17 protein-coding genes and 2 tRNA genes are annotated in these 17,847 nt (G+C 60.0%); 12 read left to right on the top strand and 7 right to left on the bottom strand.

From position 1 onward, the window contains the following. The first annotated feature begins 214 nt into the window (after nucleotides 1–214). Nucleotides 215–1,372 (top strand): 4-phosphoerythronate dehydrogenase PdxB, encoded by a 1,158-nt coding sequence (pdxB, locus tag BLU11_RS09805; RefSeq protein WP_090273163.1) that lies wholly within the window; start codon nucleotides 215–217, stop codon nucleotides 1,370–1,372. 97 nt (nucleotides 1,373–1,469) lie between these two features. On the opposite strand, the gene BLU11_RS09800 is transcribed toward pdxB, so the two are convergent. From BLU11_RS09800 to BLU11_RS09790, 3 genes are all read right to left on the bottom strand, one after another. Continuing rightward, the gene (locus BLU11_RS09800; RefSeq protein ID WP_090273162.1) at nucleotides 1,470–1,658 is read right to left on the bottom strand and encodes a PA1571 family protein; all 189 of its coding nucleotides are present in this window, start codon (nucleotides 1,656–1,658) and stop codon (nucleotides 1,470–1,472) included. A 178-nt stretch (nucleotides 1,659–1,836) separates the two neighbouring features. Next, a complete protein-coding gene (htpX, locus tag BLU11_RS09795) occupies nucleotides 1,837–2,730 on the bottom strand; it encodes a protease HtpX (protein WP_090273161.1) in 894 nt (297 codons plus the stop codon). A 211-nt stretch (nucleotides 2,731–2,941) separates the two neighbouring features. Next, complete coding sequence (locus tag BLU11_RS09790; protein WP_090273160.1) at nucleotides 2,942–4,153, bottom strand: pyridoxal phosphate-dependent aminotransferase; 1,212 nt, start codon at nucleotides 4,151–4,153, stop codon at nucleotides 2,942–2,944. A 118-nt stretch (nucleotides 4,154–4,271) separates the two neighbouring features. Between BLU11_RS09790 and msrB the strand changes: the two genes are divergently transcribed. Together msrB and BLU11_RS09780 are read left to right on the top strand one after the other, a co-directional pair. Beyond that, on the top strand, nucleotides 4,272–4,667 hold the full coding sequence (msrB, locus tag BLU11_RS09785) for a peptide-methionine (R)-S-oxide reductase MsrB (RefSeq protein WP_090273159.1): 396 nt from the start codon (nucleotides 4,272–4,274) through the stop codon (nucleotides 4,665–4,667). 61 nt (nucleotides 4,668–4,728) lie between these two features. Beyond that, nucleotides 4,729–5,619, top strand: a complete 891-nt coding sequence (locus BLU11_RS09780; protein ID WP_407920207.1) for an ATP-binding protein — start codon at nucleotides 4,729–4,731, stop codon at nucleotides 5,617–5,619. A gap of 87 nt (nucleotides 5,620–5,706) precedes the next feature. Here BLU11_RS09780 and BLU11_RS09775 read toward each other — a convergent pair whose 3' ends face one another. Together BLU11_RS09775 and BLU11_RS09770 are read right to left on the bottom strand one after the other, a co-directional pair. Then, nucleotides 5,707–6,366 (bottom strand): glutathione S-transferase family protein, encoded by a 660-nt coding sequence (locus BLU11_RS09775; protein WP_090273158.1) that lies wholly within the window; start codon nucleotides 6,364–6,366, stop codon nucleotides 5,707–5,709. A gap of 22 nt (nucleotides 6,367–6,388) precedes the next feature. Beyond that, nucleotides 6,389–7,159, bottom strand: coding sequence for a hypothetical protein (locus BLU11_RS09770; protein ID WP_090273157.1), 771 nt, complete (start codon nucleotides 7,157–7,159; stop codon nucleotides 6,389–6,391). 260 nt (nucleotides 7,160–7,419) lie between these two features. Between BLU11_RS09770 and BLU11_RS09765 the strand changes: the two genes are divergently transcribed. From BLU11_RS09765 to BLU11_RS09755, 3 genes are all read left to right on the top strand, one after another. Next, nucleotides 7,420–7,495: transfer RNA gene (locus BLU11_RS09765), tRNA-Glu, on the top strand. 16 nt (nucleotides 7,496–7,511) lie between these two features. Next, nucleotides 7,512–7,587, top strand: a tRNA-Gly gene (locus BLU11_RS09760). Nucleotides 7,588–7,802: 215 nt separating this feature from the next. After that, nucleotides 7,803–8,732, top strand: a complete 930-nt coding sequence (locus tag BLU11_RS09755; RefSeq protein WP_090273156.1) for a ZIP family metal transporter — start codon at nucleotides 7,803–7,805, stop codon at nucleotides 8,730–8,732. A 227-nt stretch (nucleotides 8,733–8,959) separates the two neighbouring features. Here BLU11_RS09755 and BLU11_RS09750 read toward each other — a convergent pair whose 3' ends face one another. Continuing rightward, on the bottom strand, nucleotides 8,960–9,376 hold the full coding sequence (locus BLU11_RS09750; protein WP_090273155.1) for a PA2817 family protein: 417 nt from the start codon (nucleotides 9,374–9,376) through the stop codon (nucleotides 8,960–8,962). Nucleotides 9,377–9,868: 492 nt separating this feature from the next. Here BLU11_RS09750 and BLU11_RS09745 point away from each other — a divergent pair, with 492 nt between their 5' ends. From BLU11_RS09745 to BLU11_RS09720, 6 genes are all read left to right on the top strand, one after another. Further along, the gene (locus tag BLU11_RS09745; protein ID WP_090272427.1) at nucleotides 9,869–10,807 is read left to right on the top strand and encodes an IS110 family RNA-guided transposase; all 939 of its coding nucleotides are present in this window, start codon (nucleotides 9,869–9,871) and stop codon (nucleotides 10,805–10,807) included. Between the two features lie 333 nt (nucleotides 10,808–11,140). Continuing rightward, nucleotides 11,141–12,415, top strand: coding sequence for an aminotransferase family protein (locus BLU11_RS09740; protein ID WP_090273154.1), 1,275 nt, complete (start codon nucleotides 11,141–11,143; stop codon nucleotides 12,413–12,415). Between the two features lie 25 nt (nucleotides 12,416–12,440). Continuing rightward, nucleotides 12,441–13,922, top strand: a complete 1,482-nt coding sequence (locus BLU11_RS09735; RefSeq protein WP_090273153.1) for an NAD-dependent succinate-semialdehyde dehydrogenase — start codon at nucleotides 12,441–12,443, stop codon at nucleotides 13,920–13,922. A 218-nt stretch (nucleotides 13,923–14,140) separates the two neighbouring features. Beyond that, nucleotides 14,141–15,172 carry a TRAP transporter substrate-binding protein gene (locus BLU11_RS09730; protein ID WP_157718649.1) on the top strand — a complete coding sequence of 344 codons (1,032 nt, stop codon included), beginning with the start codon at nucleotides 14,141–14,143 and terminating at the stop codon, nucleotides 15,170–15,172. An 81-nt stretch (nucleotides 15,173–15,253) separates the two neighbouring features. After that, nucleotides 15,254–15,787 carry a TRAP transporter small permease gene (locus BLU11_RS09725; RefSeq protein ID WP_090273151.1) on the top strand — a complete coding sequence of 178 codons (534 nt, stop codon included), beginning with the start codon at nucleotides 15,254–15,256 and terminating at the stop codon, nucleotides 15,785–15,787. A gap of 3 nt (nucleotides 15,788–15,790) precedes the next feature. Next, a complete protein-coding gene (locus BLU11_RS09720) occupies nucleotides 15,791–17,071 on the top strand; it encodes a TRAP transporter large permease (protein WP_090273150.1) in 1,281 nt (426 codons plus the stop codon). Between the two features lie 29 nt (nucleotides 17,072–17,100). Here BLU11_RS09720 and BLU11_RS09715 read toward each other — a convergent pair whose 3' ends face one another. Continuing rightward, nucleotides 17,101–17,772 carry a GntR family transcriptional regulator gene (locus BLU11_RS09715; RefSeq protein ID WP_090273149.1) on the bottom strand — a complete coding sequence of 224 codons (672 nt, stop codon included), beginning with the start codon at nucleotides 17,770–17,772 and terminating at the stop codon, nucleotides 17,101–17,103. Nucleotides 17,773–17,847: the final 75 nt, after the last annotated feature.

The following is a 17,847-nucleotide window of genomic DNA, read 5'->3' as shown; positions in this document are numbered from 1 at the left end:
CAGAGCTCGCCCCCCAGACGATGGTTCCCACACTCCTGCGTGGGAACCGCGACCTGGACGCTCCTGCGTCCGAACCGGCAGCTTGCACGGCGGTAGGAGTTGGAACGCAGAGCGTCAAAACTCAGACGCAGAGCCGCCCCAACGGGGTTCCCGCGCTGGACAGATGCCGGAACCACTCCGACAATAACCCCATCGCCCCTCACGGACCCGAACCATGCATATAGTCGCTGATGAAAACATTCCGCTGCTTGACGAATTTCTCGCCGATTTCGGCCGTCTGACACGTTTGCCGGGGCGGTTGATTGATCATACCTCGGTCAGTGACGCCGACGTGCTGCTGGTGCGCTCGGTGACCAAGGTCAGTGCCGCCATGCTCGCCGGCACCCCGGTGCGCTTCGTTGGCACCTGCACCATAGGCACCGATCACCTCGACCTGCCGGGACTGGCAGCGGCGGGCGTCGAAGTCGCCAGCGCGCCAGGTTGCAACGCGCGCGGTGTGGTGGAGTATGTTCTCAGCTGCCTGCTGACGCTGTCCGAGCGCAGTGCCACCGCCTGGCAGAACAAGATGGTCGGCATCGTCGGGGTAGGGGAGGTGGGCGGGCGGCTCGCCACCACACTCGATGCGCTCGGCATTGAAACCCTGCTCTGCGATCCGCCCCGTGCCGAGCGGGGCGCCGAGGGACTGGTCGAGCTTGATGAGCTGATCAGCCGCTGTGACGTCATCAGCTGCCACGTGCCGCTGACCACCGACGGCAAACATGCGACTCATCACCTGTTCAATGAAAAACGCCTGCGCGTACTGCGCCCCGGTACCTGGCTGATCAACAGCAGCCGTGGTCCGGTGATCGACAATACCGCCCTGAAAACGGTTCTGGCGCAGCGCGCGGACCTGCTGGTCGCATTGGATGTATGGGAAACCGAACCCCTGGTCGACCCCAAACTTGCCGCCCGATGTGCCCTGGCTACGCCGCATATCGCGGGTTACAGCCTCGATGGCAAGCTGCGCGGCACCGCACAGATCTATCAGGCGCTATGCCGTTTTCTCGACTCGCCTGCCACGCTGACTCTGGAACAGCTGGCGCCGCGTACAGGCGCGGGGGAATGGGCGATGGAAGCCGGCACCCCAGCCGATTGGCTGCTGAGCAAAGCCCTGCGACAGGTCTACGACGTACGTGATGATGACGCCCGTCTGCGCGCCATGCTGGCGGCTGCACCATCGGAACAGGCCAGTCGGGAAGGTTTTGATCGGTTGCGCAAGGATTATCCTCTACGGCGGGAATGCAATTTGCTTCGTATCAACACCGCCGCATCCGAGCCACAGGTGGCTCGGCGCTTGATTGCCGCGGGGTTTGTGTCGGGCGGTGAGTTCTGAGAGAACGCGAAGCCAGGTAATGGCCATGGCCGAGCGGGCCGGTTTTGTGGGAGGCCGCTCCTACCATCCTTTTGCAGCTCGGCTGACCTGGCCGCTTTCAGCGGGCATTGGCAGCGCGGGGCGTTACCCAATGTTCATCAAGTGCTTCACAGGCTTGCTGGATCATGCGTTCGGTTATGGCAATCTCACGGCCATGCTCATCCACCAGAAAGCCCCGTGCCTGCAGAGACGGGCGAGGCAGGTGCTCGGTAAGGGAACGCTGTTTCTGCTGTACCTGTAGATTCATTGATTTTTCTCCAAATCAGCTCTAATCGGGTAGATGCCGGCAACTCTGCGATGCCTGACATAAACGAAGCATAGACCAATGTTGTGACCACAGGATGACAGAAAGTTTCCGGGGGAGGGGCAATCAATGGTTTGGAGAGAGTGGCAGCCCGCCAGGTGGGGGCTGCCGTTGAACAACCTTAGCGATAGTTCCCGGCGCGCAGCGCAGCGATGCGCTGTTCCAGCGGCGGGTGGGTCATCAGCAGGCCGGCGAGGCCGTTCTTCAGGTTGCCGTTGATACCGAAGGCAGTCATTTCACCCGGCATCTCAACCGGAATGCCCTGCTCGGCACGCAGACGCTCCAGCGCCGCAATCATGTTGCCGCTGCCGCTCAGTTGCGCTGCGGCCGCATCGGCGCGGAATTCGCGCTGGCGCGAGAACCACATGACGATGATGCTGGCGAGGATACCCAGAATCAGCTCGGCAGCGATGGTCGCAATGAAATAACCGATGCCCGGGCCGGAGCCTTCGTTCTTGAACACAGCGCGATCAACGAAGTTACCGATGATGCGCGCAAAGAACATCACGAAGGTATTCACCACGCCCTGAATCAGTGTCAGGGTCACCATGTCGCCGTTAGCCACGTGACCGATCTCGTGAGCCATGACCGCGCGGATCTCGTTAGGGCTGAAGCGTTGCAGCATGCCTTCGGACACCGCCACCAGCGAGGCGTTCTTGTTCCACCCGGTAGCGAAGGCGTTCGACGCCCGCGACGGGAAGATACCGACCTCCGGCATACCGATATTAGCGGCCTGGGCCAGCTCGGCAACCGTATCGACCAGCCATTGCTCCTGACGGGTCTGTGGCTGGGTGATGATGCGGGTACCGGTGCCGCGCTTGGCCATCCACTTGGACAGGAACAGGGAAACGAAGGAGCCGGCAAACCCGATCACGGCGCAGAAAATCAACAGCGACGTCAGGTTCATGCCGCCCTGACCATCATGAATACTGCCAACACCCAGCAGGCTCAGGGTGACACTGGCAACCAGCACAATGGCAAGGTTGGTTGCCAGAAAAAGCAAAATACGCATCATTTAAGTGAAACTCCTCGGGATGATATAGCTAGCCGTATAGTTGGGCCTGACCGGCCGGGATTCAATCGGCAGTCTGTATCAAAGCGTGTCGGGAGAGCGGCGCCAAGCCAGGGACGCAGAGCATCCCTGCATGCGTTCCCACGCGGGAGCGTGGGAACGATCAGGTGTGGCATGGAAACCGCGTCGTAAGTGTTCCAGGGCTCAACAAAACCTACTGCCGATACCCATGCAGAAAGTTCGCAATCCGCCCGATCGCCATTTCCAGATCATCCTTGCGTGGCAGCGACACGATGCGGAAGTGATCCGGCCAGGGCCAGTTGAAGGCGGTGCCCTGAACGACCAGGATCTTCTCCTGCAGCAGCAGGTCCAGCACCATCTTCTCGTCGTTATGGATCGGGTACACCTTCGGATCCAGTTTCGGGAACAGGTACAGCGCGCCCTTGGGCTTGGTACAGCTCACCCCGGGAATGTCGTTCAGCATCTCCCAGGCCAGATCGCGCTGCTCCAGCAGGCGGCCACCGGGCAATATCAGATCATTGATGCTCTGATACCCACCCAGCGCAGTCTGAATCGCATGCTGCGACGGCACGTTCGCACACAGGCGCATGGAGGACAGAATCTCCAGCCCCTCGATATAACTGGCAGCTTTCTGTTTCGGGCCGCTGATGATCATCCAGCCGGAGCGGAAACCCGCTACCCGGTAAGACTTCGACAGCCCGTTGAACGTCAGGCACAGCAGATCAGGCGCGATGGCGGCGAAGGAATCATGCTCGGTGCCGTCGTACAGAATCTTGTCGTAGATCTCGTCCGCCAATACCAACAGCTTATGCTCCCGAGCGACCTCGGCCAGCTGCTCCAGCACCTCGCGCGGATACACCGAGCCGGTCGGGTTGTTCGGGTTGATCAGCACCATGGCTTTGGTGTTTGGGGTGATCTTGCTGCGAATATCCTCGATATCCGGATACCAATCCGACTGCTCGTCGCACAGATAATGCACCGGCTTACCGCCCGACAGGCTCACAGAGGCCGTCCACAGCGGATAATCCGGCGCCGGGATCAGCACCTCGTCGCCATTGTTCAGCAGCGCCTGCATCGCCATCACGATCAGCTCGGACACGCCGTTACCGAGGTAGATATCCTCGATGCCAACGCCCTGGATGTTCTTGGTCTGGCAGTAATGCATCACCGCCTTGCGCGCCGAGAACAGCCCCTTCGAATCACTGTAGCCCTGGGCAGTGGACAGGTTGAGAATCACGTCCTGCAGGATTTCCTCGGGCGCTTCGAACCCGAAGGGCGCCGGGTTGCCGATATTCAGCTTGAGAATCCGGTGACCTTCCTCTTCGAGGCGTTTGGCATGACGCAGAACGGGTCCGCGAATGTCGTAGCAGACATTGGCCAATTTGTTGGACTTGCTAACCTGCATGATACTTACCTGTAAATCATCGGATGGTGAGAGGGGCTGTAACCGCGAAAGCAAAACGAGCATGATACGGCTGCGGTTCCGGCGAAGAAAGCCCGAGCACACAACTTGCGGAGGAAATATGGACAAAGTAATCAAATCGGACGACGACTGGCGCGCCCAGTTGGACGACACCCAGTACCAGGTCTGCCGACTCAAGGGTACCGAACGGCCATTTTCCGGGGAGTATCACCTCAAGGGTGAGCCTGGCCTGTACCACTGCGTATGCTGCGATGCGCCGCTGTTCGACACAGACACCCAGTTCGACGCCGGCTGCGGCTGGCCCAGCTACTACCAGCCCGTGAGCGAGGACGCGATCAACACCAGCGAAGACTACAGCCACGGCATGCACCGCACTGAAGTGCTCTGCGCCCGCTGCGACGCGCACCTGGGCCATGTCTTCCCAGACGGCCCACCACCGACGGGATTGCGCTATTGCATCAACTCGGTGTGTTTGAGGCTGGAGCCGAGGGGGTGAGTGAGCTGCGCCCCAGAACCTGCGCTTTGAGAAGTATTCAACCACCAACCAGGAACCACTCATGCCCGACATCACCACCGCCGACTTCATGCAGCGCGTCGTCCATTTTCTCGACCGCTACGAGAAGAACCTGCCGCCTGTGCCGCCCGTTATCGACTGGGCCCAGACCCACGCCGCGCGTTGGGTCGGGCAGGGTGATGGAGGGTGGCTCAAGCCCTTGGAGCTAACGGCCGGGCACGGGTTGAACGATCTGGTCGGTGTAGACCGGCAGAAAAATTTGCTCGAAGCCAATACCGAGCAATTCGTCAAAGGCATGCCCGCCAACAATGCCCTCCTATGGGGCGCGCGCGGGACGGGCAAGTCATCTTTGGTACGGGCGTTGCTGGCGACATGGGCGGAAGCGGGTTTGCGTCTGATCGAAATAGACAAGAGCGACCTGATCCACCTGCCAGCGCTGGTCGCACAGATCAGTGAGCAGCCGTGGCGTTTCCTGCTGTTCTGTGATGATCTGGCCTTCGAGGCGGATGACAGCGCCTACAAGACCCTGAAAACCGTACTCGACGGCTCTGTCGAAGCGACACCGGACAACCTGCTGCTGTATGCCACCTCCAACCGCCGCCACCTGCTGCCAGAGCAGCGCAGCGACAACCTCGGTGCCAGCATGGTGGATGGCGAGCTACACCCCGGTGAAGCCATCGAGGAGAAGATTGCGCTGTCGGACCGGTTTGGGCTGTGGGTGTCGTTCTATCCCTTCAGCCAGGATCACTACCTCGATGTGGTGCGGCATTGGCTGGCGGTCATGGCGCATGAGTATGGTCTGCAATGGGAGTGGAGCGAAGGTCTGCAGAAAGAAGCCATCCGCTGGGCACAAGCCCGCGGCAACCGCAACGGACGCTGTGCCTGGCAGTTTGCACGCTCGTGGGTGGGGAAGGAGCTGCTGAGCAGGGTTTGATTGTCGTCACCACACCAAACCAAGATCGTTCCCACGCTCCGCGTGGTAACGCCTGCCGGGACGCTCTGCGTCCCATCTCAGACAGCGCTAAACTCGCCCCGTCATCTTCGCTACCAGCTGATGCTCTGCCGGCAGCAAGGTGCTGACGCTGCTGCGTGCGGTCACTCGGCTCAGCAGCGAAGACAAGCCCGGCCAGGTTTCCTCGTCGATCAACTCGCTGGCGTGGGCCAGGTTGATCAATTGGCAGCACACAGCGATGTCCGCCATGCTGAACTGCTCACCGAGAAAGTACCGTCCGTTATCCAGCTGCGTCTCCAGATAATCAAGCAACGGCGGTAACCCGGTTTCCAGCGCACGCTGGATCGCAGCCTCATCGCAGGCCTCGCCCATCACCGGCTTCACCACACGATTACGAAATACCGTCAGGGTCGCCAGTGCGCCCAATTCATAATCAGCGTATTTCTCCAGCCAGCGCACGCGTGCGGCTTCCTGGGGTGTGCTGCCGTATAGGGAAGCACCACCGCGAGTGTCCTGCAGATACTGCGCGATCACACTGGAGTCCGCGAGGCTGAAATCATCATCCTTGAGCGCCGGAATGCGGCCCAACGGGCTGATCTCGTAATACCAGTCGGGCTGCTTGAAAGGCGGTTGGGTAACCAGCTCGTGGGCGATGTTCTGTTCGGCCAGCTGAATACGAATCTTACGAACGAAGGGCGACAGGATCGCCCCGTAGAGAGTCAGGGACATGCAATAAGCTCCATCTGGGTCTTCAGTCGTATACCGATTTCTTCTTCCACGCCTCGTCATCCTCCTCCAGAGCCTCAACACCGGCTCCAAGCTCGCTGTTGGAGCGGTTATCGGGGGCCAGCTCCGCGCGCAGCGCTGTCTGCTCGGCGTTGGCCAGCAATTGTCGGAACACCGCCAGTTGCCCGGCGCTGTCAGGATGCGGTTGTTTGTTCAGATAGGCAATTGCACGCTCATACTGCAGCTTGGCGACGCGCGGCTTGCCGACCTGCATCGCCGCAGTGGCCATCGCCTGATACAGAGTCAGGGTGGTCTGCAGCAAATGCTGATTCAACAGCTGACTCCAACGCTGAAAGGTGGGGCCATCCATCAAACCATCGCGTCGGGCTTGTTCAAACAGCCGCAGGAGGTCGCCCAGCTGCTGTTTCGCCTGCTGCGCCGCCGCTTCATTGGTAATCACCAGCGGCGCATTGGCAATCCGCGGCTCGCCCTTGTCGAGCTGTTGACGCGCGTCAGCCAACTGATCGACATGGCTGGCATTACGGCCATCAAGCTTTATCAGGCGCTCCAGCAAAGCGGCCTCTATCTGCAGCAGCTGGGTCTTGAGCTCGGCCGACATGAACTGGCCGGGCATGTCGTAGCTGATGCTGACACAATGGTTTATCCGCGCCTGCAGCTCAGCCAGGGCGCGGGCACGTTCCAGGCGTGCGCGTTCAAATGCCTGATTGAGAAAGCCGATGCAGATCAGTAAAACGAGCCCGCCCAGGACCAGGGCGGCAATAAGCGTTGGCGACACGAGCTTTCTCCATAAGCGACAAGCTGTCGTTATGCCATATCCACCCCTTCAATACAATCAACTGATCCATCAGACTGCGTTCATCCCTGCAGGCCCCGGTTTTCGTGGGAAATGAAAAAAACCTGAAAAAAGATTGGCTTGGGGGGTTGACGACCCCCGGGACCATGCCTAAAATGCGCGCCACTTACAGCGAACAACGCAACGCGGAGTTGGCAGTAAGTAGCCAGGGTTAACACCTCGGCACTGTGAAGTCCGGATACGTCCCCTTCGTCTAGTGGCCTAGGACACCGCCCTTTCACGGCGGTAACAGGGGTTCGAGTCCCCTAGGGGACGCCATTACGGCGTCAGATTTGCGGGAATAGCTCAGTTGGTAGAGCACGACCTTGCCAAGGTCGGGGTCGCGAGTTCGAGTCTCGTTTCCCGCTCCAAATACAGAAGAACCGCCCATTGGGCGGTTTTTTTGTGTCTGTAATTCGGCTACCGCCCCCACCGATAGATCTCCTCAATCTCCCGCTTGCAATGAATCAACACCGTGCCCGTGTTGTCCCCTGATAGACTCTTACAATCCGCAGAAAGCCTGAGCACGTTCCAGAGCTGCGGTTTCTGACAGGATTCCAACAGGCGTCACGGCGAAAAAGCGATCATGGCAAAAACCATTTCACTGGCAGCAGAACTGCGCAGCGCCTGGGTTGATCAGGCACAGCGCAGCCCCTACATCTCCTTCGGACTGGCCGGAGCGGTACTGGTCATTCTGACGTTGATCATCATCAGCGTCATCAGCGCGGTAAATGGTGGCAACAGCATGAACCTGCGACACGCGCTGATGGGCGGCACCGCCGGTTTTGCCGCCACGTCGGTAGGCGCCTTCCTGGCGTTGACCATGAAAACCATCTCCACTCGACGACAGGACAGCATGCTCGGCTTTGCCGCCGGCATGATGCTTGCCGCCAGCGCCTTCTCGTTGATCCTGCCCGGGATCGACGCTGCGCAAGGGATTCTCGGCAACAGCCTGGCAGCCGCCGGCACCGTGGTACTCGGTCTGGGGCTGGGTGTGCTGCTGATGCTAGGGCTGGACTACTTCACGCCGCACCACCATGAGGTCAGCGGGCGGCAAGGTCCCGAGTTCGATCGCATCAGTCGCGTCTGGCTGTTCGTCATGGCGATCACACTGCACAACATCCCTGAAGGCATGGCCATCGGTGTCGGCTTCGCCGCAGGGGATATGCCGGTTGGTCTGTCCATTGCCACGGCCATCTCCATCCAGGATATCCCCGAAGGCCTGGCCGTCGCCCTGGCACTGCGTACCACCGGGCTGTCAGCCATGCGCTCGGCCTTGGTCGCCGCCGCAACCGGGCTCATGGAGCCGCTGGGCGCGATGATCGGCATCGGCATGTCCAGCGCCTTCGCCGTCGCCTATCCGGTCAGCATGGGGCTGGCGGCCGGCGCCATGATCTTCGTCGTCTCCCATGAAGTCATCCCCGAAACCCACCGCCACGGCCACGAGACCCCGGCGACTATTGGGTTGATGGTAGGCTTTGCGGTGATGATGTTTCTGGATACGGCGTTGGGGTGAAGGCGGGCGTCCGGGTTTGCTTACTGCAGGGGGTGGAACCGGGACGCAGAGCCCACCCCAAGGCGCGGTTCCCACGCTCCTGCGTGGGAACCGCGCCTTGGACGCTCCTGCGTCCGAGCTTGCCGCCTGCAGGGGATCGGAACCGGGACGCGGAGCGTGGGAACGATCTTGAGTTGCGTGGGTATGGTGGTGGGGCTTGAGGCCGGTGGGCTGGGTGTGGTGGGGAGTCAGGAGTTACGCAGCTGCTCGCTCATCAACAACAACCGCGCCTGCTCCCAGTCAAAATCCTCACCGCGCGCCTCGGCCTCGGCCTGGTGCTCGTCCAGCAGCTGGTACTGGGCGATCTCTTCGTCCGGCATGTAGTGCAGGCAGTCCCCACCGAAATACCACAGCAGGTCACGCGGGATCATATGAGCTACCTGAGGGTAGCGGCTGATGATCTGGCAGAGGATTTCCTGACCGGAATACAATGCATCCTGATCACCCGCCTCAAGCTGGGTAATCAACTCCTCGAAGCGCTCCAGAAACAGGATGTTGCTTTCCTCAGGTGTCTGGGTCATCAGCACAGACTCCGCCCGCAGCGTGTCGAACAGGCTCATCAGCAAGGCGAAATGGTAACGATGATAGGGCAGATTGATGTTCATGGCGGACTCCCGGCTGGTAAGGGGCGGGAGTCTAGCAGACCGTGGGCCGGGGCCCAACTACAGAGCGGTTCAGATGACGTTGGACGCTCCCGCGTCCGGCGGGCAGGGTGCGCGGGGGTGGGGTCGGGACGCAGAGCGTCCTGGCATGCGTTCCCACGCTGGAGCGTGGGAACGATCGGAAGTAGAGCTCCCGTGTATGCATCTTCATATGGCACGACCTGGTATCGGAGTGGCAAGTGGACGCAGAGCTCGACCCATACGATGGTTTGTATGGTTCATCTGCAGGTCCAAAATGGACCTGTCAGGGTGGAGGGGCTCAATCGTTTTCCGGCCTTTCGGCACGGACTGTGGGAGATTTCGCCCCACCCTCACCATAAACGCCAATAGAGAATCCATCGGCAGAGCCAAGCCGCTCAGACCGACGATACGTCGCAAGCCAGCGTCTGGTGAGCCCTGACAAGTCAAAGACTACTTTAGCTTGGAGGACGCGCCATGACAAAATCTGTTGAATCTATCCTGGTGGGTATCGATGTCAGCAAGGCGGAGCTGGTGATCGCTCGCAGTGACGCCCCTCAGATCGACACGATCAACAACTCCCCCAGCGCTATTAAGCGCTGGTTGAAGTCGTTGCCGCAGGGCTCAAGGATCGCGCTGGAAGCCACCGGAATTTATCATCGGCAACTGGCCACGCTGGCTCATGCAGCAGCACACCCGCTCTACTTACTGGATGGTTATCGGCTCAGCCGTTACCGCGATGGGGTAGGTACCCGGGCCAAGACCGACCCGTCTGATGCCAGACTGATCCTGCGTTATTTGAGCAACGAGCTTGAGGAGCTCAAGCCTTGGATCCCTGCCCATGATGCGTTTTACCGCATCCAAAGCCTGATGCGCCGTCGAGCCTCGCTGGTTCATACCCGAGTAGCGTTGAGCCAGAGCTTGCAGGATGTACCTGAGTTGAAGCAGGCGAGCAAACAGCTGGATACCCATATCCGTCGCGTTGAGCTGCTGATTACCCAGCGCCTGAAGCAGGCCTTGGCAGACGTAGGCTGGGACGCAGATGCAAAACGCTGCATGGACATCGAAGGCATTGGCGAGCTGAGCTCAATGGCACTCGCCAACACCTTCCACCGAGGTCGCTTCAAGAGCAGTGACGCCTTCATCGCTTACCTGGGGATGGATGTCAAAGTCCGAGACTCTGGCAAGCAGGCAGGCCGACGAAAACTCACCAAGAAAGGCGACCCGGAATTACGCCGCCTGCTCTACAACGCGGCTATGGCTGCCCGTAAAACCGCTGCCTGGAAGGCGTTATACGAGACCTATCTATCACAGGGACTCAAGCCCATCCAGGCGCTGATCAAGCTGGCAAGAAAGTTGGCGCGCATTGCCTTTGCCTTGATGCAGAATCAAACGGTTTATCGGCCCAAAACCTGATAAAAGGGGTTGGCATGAACCATAGAATCTCCCACGCTCCCGCGTGGGAACCGCGCCGTGGACGCTCCGGCGTCCGGGCGGGCAGGTGCGCGGGGGTGGGGCTGGGACGCAGAGCGTCCTGGCATGCACTCCCACGCGGGAGCGTGGGAACGATCGGAATGCTGGAGCATGAGAACAATCGGAGAGTGGAGCATTCTCACACGGTACGATCTTATCGCCACAAAAAATAATTCTTGCCTTCAGCTTTAGCAGATTGTAAGACAGTACTACAGTTGGTAAGGTCGAGATTGTATGACAATTTACCTGGTGTTCTTCCTTTGATAGGAGCTCAATATGACTACTCCGGCATTATGGAGCGCGCAGGCGCACATGCCTTCGGTTATCGGTCGGCAGATCAATGTGGTGTCCGCTGAAGGCGCGTATCTCACCACCGATACCGGTGCGCGGCTATTCGACGGCACCGCGTCACTCTGGTACGCCAATATCGGCCATGGCCGCGAAGAGATGGCGCAGGTTGCCTACGAGCAGATGAAGACGCTCGAGGTCTATCATGTGTTCGGTCGCTACACCAATAACCGAGCGATTGAGCTCTCCGAGAAGCTGGTCAGCATTGCGCCCATCGACGACGCCAAGGTCATTCTCAACAGCGGCGGATCCGACTCGATTGATGCCGCACTCAAGCTAGCTCGCCGCTACTGGAACCATGTCGGTCGCACAGACAAGAAAGTCATCGTCAGCCGCGAGGGCTCCTACCACGGTCTGCATGCCTACGGCACCAGCATTGCCGGTCTCGACTTCAACCGTGAAGGCTACGGCACCGACTCCCTCGTCGCCGGCACCGAGCGCGTTGGCATGCACGACGCCGCTGCCTTCGCTGCCACAATCGAGCGCCTGGGCGCGGAGAGCATCGCCGCGTACATCGCCGAGCCTGTCATGGGCACCGGTGGCGTGCACCCGCCACAGGAAGGCTACTTTGAAGAGATCCAGCGCCTGTGCCGCGAGAATGACATCCTGTTCATCGCCGATGAGGTCATCACCGGCTTCGGCCGCACCGGTGAGATGTTCGCATCCAGCCGCTATAAGCTGCAGCCGGACATTATCGTCTTCGCCAAAGGGGTCACCTCGGGCTACGGGGCCCTCGGTGGCACCCTCGTCGCACCGCGCGTCTGGCATCCGTTCTTTGAACAAGGCGCCGACTCGCCCATCTATCGTCATGGCACCACCTATTCGGGCCACCCGGTCACCGCCGCACTGGCGCTGAAGAACCTCGAAATCCTCGAGCGCGAAGGCCTCGTCGCCCGTTCTGCCGAACTGGAGCGAGTACTCGCCCGCGAACTCAAAGCGATTGAATCCCACGACTTTGTAACCAGCACCCGCGTCGGTGGCTTCCTCGGCGGCATCGAGCTCTCCAGCGACGTCAGCGCCGAGTTCGTGACAGACCAGGCCATTGAGCAGGGCTTCATCACTCGCCCACTGCGCGGCAATACCGTGCAGATCAGCCCGCCCTTTATCACCACAGATCAGGAAGTACGCGATCTCGTCGGTGCGGTGCGTAGGGTACTGGACGCCGCCAAAGCGAAGGCGAGTAAAGCCACGGCCACAGCCTGAGCCAACCCAAGGAGAACAGAGCACGATGAGCCTGCCTACCCCATCAGCAGAGCGACTCGCAGCGTCGGACGAGGCGCTGCGAAGTCTTCCGGGTTTCAGCAATCATGAACCGGGCGCGAACGAATTTGCCGTGCTCGACCCGTCCACCGAGCAGCGCATCGCCACGCTGCCGAGCCTGAGCCCCGAGCAGGCCATCGAGGAGGTCGCCATCGCCTACCAAGCGGGTCGCGACTGGGCCAAGACCACGCCTCGCCACCGCTCCGACACGCTACACAATGCCTACCTGGTGCTCATTGCCAACAAGGAACGGCTGGCCTACGTCATCAGCCGTGAGATGGGCAAAACCCTCGCCGAGGCGCAGGGCGAAGTGCAGTACGCTGCCGACTATGTGAGATGGTACGCCGACGAGTTATTGCGTCCGGCCGGCGGCTACCGGGATAACCCCGCCGGTGGCTCGACGATTCTGACCAAGCGCGCGCCGGTGGGTCTGGCGCTCCTTATCGCCCCGTGGAACTTCCCCATGGCGATGATCACCCGCAAGATCGCGCCCGCCATCGCGGCCGGTTGTGCATCGGTGATCAAGCCAGCGGGACTCACGCCTCTTACCACACTGCTCACGGTTGACCTGCTGGCCGAGGCCGGCGTGCCGCGCGAACTGATGCGCGTGGTCACCACCACCCAGTCATCGGCGTTCAGCGAGGCCGTCCTCGCCGATCCGCGTGTGCGCAAGATCTCCTTCACCGGCTCCACCAGCGTCGGCAGTACGCTCATGGGGCTGGCTGCGCAAAATATCGTCAAGAGCTCAATGGAGCTGGGCGGCAACGCGCCGCTCATCGTGTTCGACGACGCCGATCTCGAGCGGGCAGTGGAGGGCGCCATACTGGCGAAGTTGCGTAATGGCGGGCAGTCCTGTGTCGCCGCCAACCGCATCTATGTGCAGGACGGGATTGCCAGCGACTTTGTCGAGGCGTTCAGCAAGCGAATGTCGCAGATGGTACTCGGCCATTCCATCGCCGAGGGAGTGGACCTGGGCCCGGTGATCAATCGGGATGCGGTGAACAACTTCCAGCGCCTGGTCGATGACGCCGTCACGCGCGGCGCCGAACTGCGCACCGGCGGCCGTGCCCCCGAGGGCGCCGGATACTTCTTCGAGGCGACTGTTTTGGATCGAGTCCCGCTCGACGCCGACATCGCCAACACCGAGATTTTCGGTCCGATTGCAGCGATTTCCCGCTTCTCAACACAGGAAGAGGTGATTCAGCGCGCCAACGACACGCCCTTCGGCCTGGCCGGCTACGTATTCACCGAGAACCTCGACCGCGCCCTGAACGTCGCCGACCAGCTGGAGACCGGTCTGGTCGGTATCAACAACGGCGTACCCTCAAACCCCGCTGCGCCGTTCGGCGGCATGAAGCAATCCGGCCTCGGACGGGAAGGGAGTCATGAGGGCCTCGAGGAATATCAGGAGATCCGTTACTACAATATCGCCAGGCGCGAGACCAGGTAATCGAAGCCATAGGGAAGGGTGGTCTGAGCCACCGGGGAGGTGTCAAAAGTAAGGGCCAGAGGTGGTCAATGTGCTTGGCCACTAGCAAGTTGCCCCGTTAGGGGATTGTGCTACTGTACAACAGTGTTGGGGGTATAAAATCGATGATAACCATCTCCCGCATCCGGAATCCATCAACCAAATACTCCAGACACAAGTCTAATAAAAGGAGATTCATGATGATTCGCAAGACTAGTCTTATCGCTGTCGGTGTTGTTGCTGCACTCGGTATTTCCCTCTGGGGTGGCAGCGCTATGGCGCAAGGCGATAGCTACACCATCAAGTTCGGCAATGTCATTTCCGCCGGTGACACGCAAAACCAGGGATATGCACTGTTCGCTGACCTGGTGAAAGAGCGCTCCGACGGACGCATCAAGGTGCAGGTCTACCCGGACAGCCAACTCGGCGGCGAGCGTGAAATGATCGAGGCCACGCAGTTCGGTGACATCGAAATGACGGCGCCCTCGGTCGGCGTTCTGGCCAACTTCGACAAATCGCTCGAAGTCTTCGACTTTCCCTTCATCTTCGAGGATGCCGAAACCGCCTACAAAGTACTCGACAGTGAACTGGGCGACGAGATGCTCGCCGGTCTGCAGAACAGTGGCTTGATCGCGCTGGGCTGGGGCGAGAATGGTTTCCGCAACCTGGCGATGGTCAAAGGCACGGTCAAAACACCTGACGAGATGAAGGGGATCAAACTGCGCACCATGCAGGTGCCAATGCACATCGCCTACTGGAGGAGTATCGGAGCGGCTCCAACCCCCATGCCATTCCCCGAGGTTTTTACCTCCCTGCAGCAGGGCGTAGTGGATGGCGTTGAAAACCCCTACGAACTGCTCTACTCGGCCAAATTCACCGAGCCCGCACACTACCTCACCGAGACCCGGCACATCTACGACCCTGAGGTCATCCTCATCAGCAAGGACTTCTTTGAAGGCCTTTCCGCCGAAGACCAGAAGATCATCCAGGGCGCCGCAGATGAAATGGTGGCCAAGATCCGTTCCCTCAAAGCGACCATCAGCGACGAGATCCGCGCCAAGATTGTCGCAGCAGGCGGCACGGTAACCGACCTGACCGATGCAGAACGCCAACAGTGGATCGATTCCGCCATCCCCTTCTATAAGGAAAATGCGTCCAAAGTCGACACGGAGAAACTCAAGGCCATTCTCGAGGCGGCAGGTAACACCACGTACCTTGAAGCCATCCAGTAATCGCTGCTGAATGTGTTCCTGCCAGGGAGCTAGCCCTGGCAGGGGCGCACTTACTGTCTCTGCACCGGGGGATTGCTGCCTATGCTCAAACGTATCTATGTGCATTTCGATGAGCACGTGGAGACCTATCTGGCGACAGTCGCATTGACCGTTTTCGCTACGCTGGTCATTTTTCAGGTCATCATGCGGTACGTATTCAACAGCCCGACCGCCTGGTCAGAAGAAGTCGCCCGCTACGCCCTGGTCTGGTTCGTCTATCTCAGTGGCAGTTATGCGGTGAAGTACGAGCGGCACGTCAGGTTCAACGTGATCGTCGATCTGATAGGCAAGAAGCTGCCTCTGGCCCAACGCATCATCCGTCTTTTCGTCTTACTACTCTGGCTCGCCTTCCTGATCTTCATGCTCAAGCTCTCGATTGAAATGGTCGATCGCCAGCTCACCACAGGCCAACGCGCGCCAGCGTCACAAATTCCCATGTACCTGGTTTATCTAGGACTGCCCCTCGGGCTCCTGCTGATGTCTTTCCGCGTGTTCCAGCACACGGCCGGCACCATCATCGATATTGTCCGGCAACCCTTTGCTCCCATTCCGCCGTCACAGACCGAGGTGGACTGACACATGGGCATAACCACACTCTTTCTGAGCTTCCTGATTCTGCTTATCCTGGGCATGCCGGTCGCCTTTGCCCTGGGTATCTCATCGCTACTCTCAGTGCTGGTGACCGGCGTGGTCCCGGTCAACTATCTCACCCAGACCATGTTCGGCGCCGTGGACTCCTATTCACTGCTGGCCGTGCCACTCTTCGTGCTCTCCGGCGTCATCATGGAATACGGCGGGCTCTCGCGCAGGCTCATCGATGCCGCAAAAGCCTTCGTCGGCCACATGACCGGGGGCCTGCCCGCGGTAACCTTGCTGGGCACCGCCGTGTTTGCCATGTTGAGCGGCTCAGGACCGGCCACAGTCGCGGCGATTGGCGGCATCATGATCCCGGCGATGATCCGCGAGGGCTACGCACGCGGATTCAGCGCTGGCCTGGTGGCCACCGGTGGGGGTATCGGCATCGTCATCCCACCCAGCATTCCGCTCATCATCTACGGGATTACCACCAACACCTCCATCGGCGATCTGTTCCTGGCGGGATTTGTCCCAGGGTTCGCCATCATCCTCCTGCTGTACCTCATGAGCCGCCACATGTCCAAGAAGCATGGTTATGGCGGCGATGTGCCCAAGGCCAGCTGGAAGGAGCGGGGGGCGGCGTTGTGGCGCGCCAAATGGACGCTGCTGATGCCCGTCGTGGTACTCGGCGGTATCTACGGCGGCGTTTTCACCCCCACGGAGGCATCAGGTGTCGCCGTGGCTTACAGTCTGGTGCTCGCGCTCATCTACAGTGAGACAAAGATCTCGCAGATCCCGGTGATGCTGAAGGCGACCTTCCTGATCTCCGGGATGATCCTGGTCATCATTGCGACGGCCTCGACCTATGCCCGGGTGCTGACACTCGAGCGCATCCCCGGCCTCATTGCTGATTTTCTCGGCGCGCTACCCGTGCCGTTCTGGGTGATTCTGGCGGTGATCCTGATCCTGCTGGTGTTCATCGGCATGTTCATGGAAACCATCGCGGGCATCATTCTTCTCGCCCCGATTCTGGTGCCAGTGGTCACGGGAATGGGCATGGACCCGGTGCACTTTGGAGTGGTCATGATCATGGCTTCGATGATCGGCTTCGCCACGCCGCCGGTGGGGGATAACCTCAACGTGGCCAGTGCGATCAGCGGCCTGTCGATCGAGAAGGTGAGTCTCGCGGCGCTGCCCTTCGTGGCCGCGCTGATTGTGATGCTATTTGTCGTCGCCTACGTACCGCAGATCTCGATGTTCCTGCCCAACTGGCTCGGCAACTGACCTCCAGAGGCTGAGCGTGCCCCGGCAGCTCAGCCCCTGGCGCGCGCTTGCTGCGACTGTATTGTCTGATGGATAAAGCTCTCGGACTCATCCAGATGGGCTCTGAACGTGTCGACTGCCGCGTCAGGATCGCCCGCGCGGATGGAATCCAGCAGTACTCGGTGCTGGCGAGCGATCTCGCTGGGTGATTCATGGCCGGAGCGGAAGTAGGTCAGTGCCAGACGCTGTTCCGCAGAGATGCTGCGGTAAAACTTCTGCAGGCGAGTGCTGCCGCTGGCGGCGATAAGGGCATGATGAAACTCGAAGTCGAACTTGAGCACCTCATTCCAGCTGTCTGCATCGCACAGCACTTCCATGATTCTGACGGCGTTCTCGGCTTCTTTCGGCAGGGTCTTTTCAGTGGTCAGAATGCGAACCGCCTCAAGCTCAATCAGCCGGCGAACCGCAAACAGGTCACGGATATCGCTTTCGGAAAACTGCGGAATGTACACACTCTTGTTCGGCTCACGGCGCAGAATCCCATCATGGATAAGCACCACAATGGCGGAACGAATGGTCTGGCGCGGAACCTCGAAGCGTGCGGCGAGCTGGGTTTCAACAAGCGTCTCGCCGGGGCGGAACATGCCACTGAAGATATCTTCGCTGAGTTGCTCAGCAATGGCTTCCACTACCGACACAGTTCGGAGTTTACGCGTACTCATGACGCCTCATTGAGTGAATCAAGGCGTTTGAGCATAACATGGACAAGTAACATTGTTGTACAACAAAGCCGAGGC

This window comes from Halopseudomonas litoralis, from assembly GCF_900105005.1.
In the GTDB taxonomy this organism is placed as follows: domain Bacteria; phylum Pseudomonadota; class Gammaproteobacteria; order Pseudomonadales; family Pseudomonadaceae; genus Halopseudomonas; species Halopseudomonas litoralis.
Note: the sequence above shows the minus strand (reverse complement) of the source record. Positions and strands in the feature narration are given on the sequence as shown.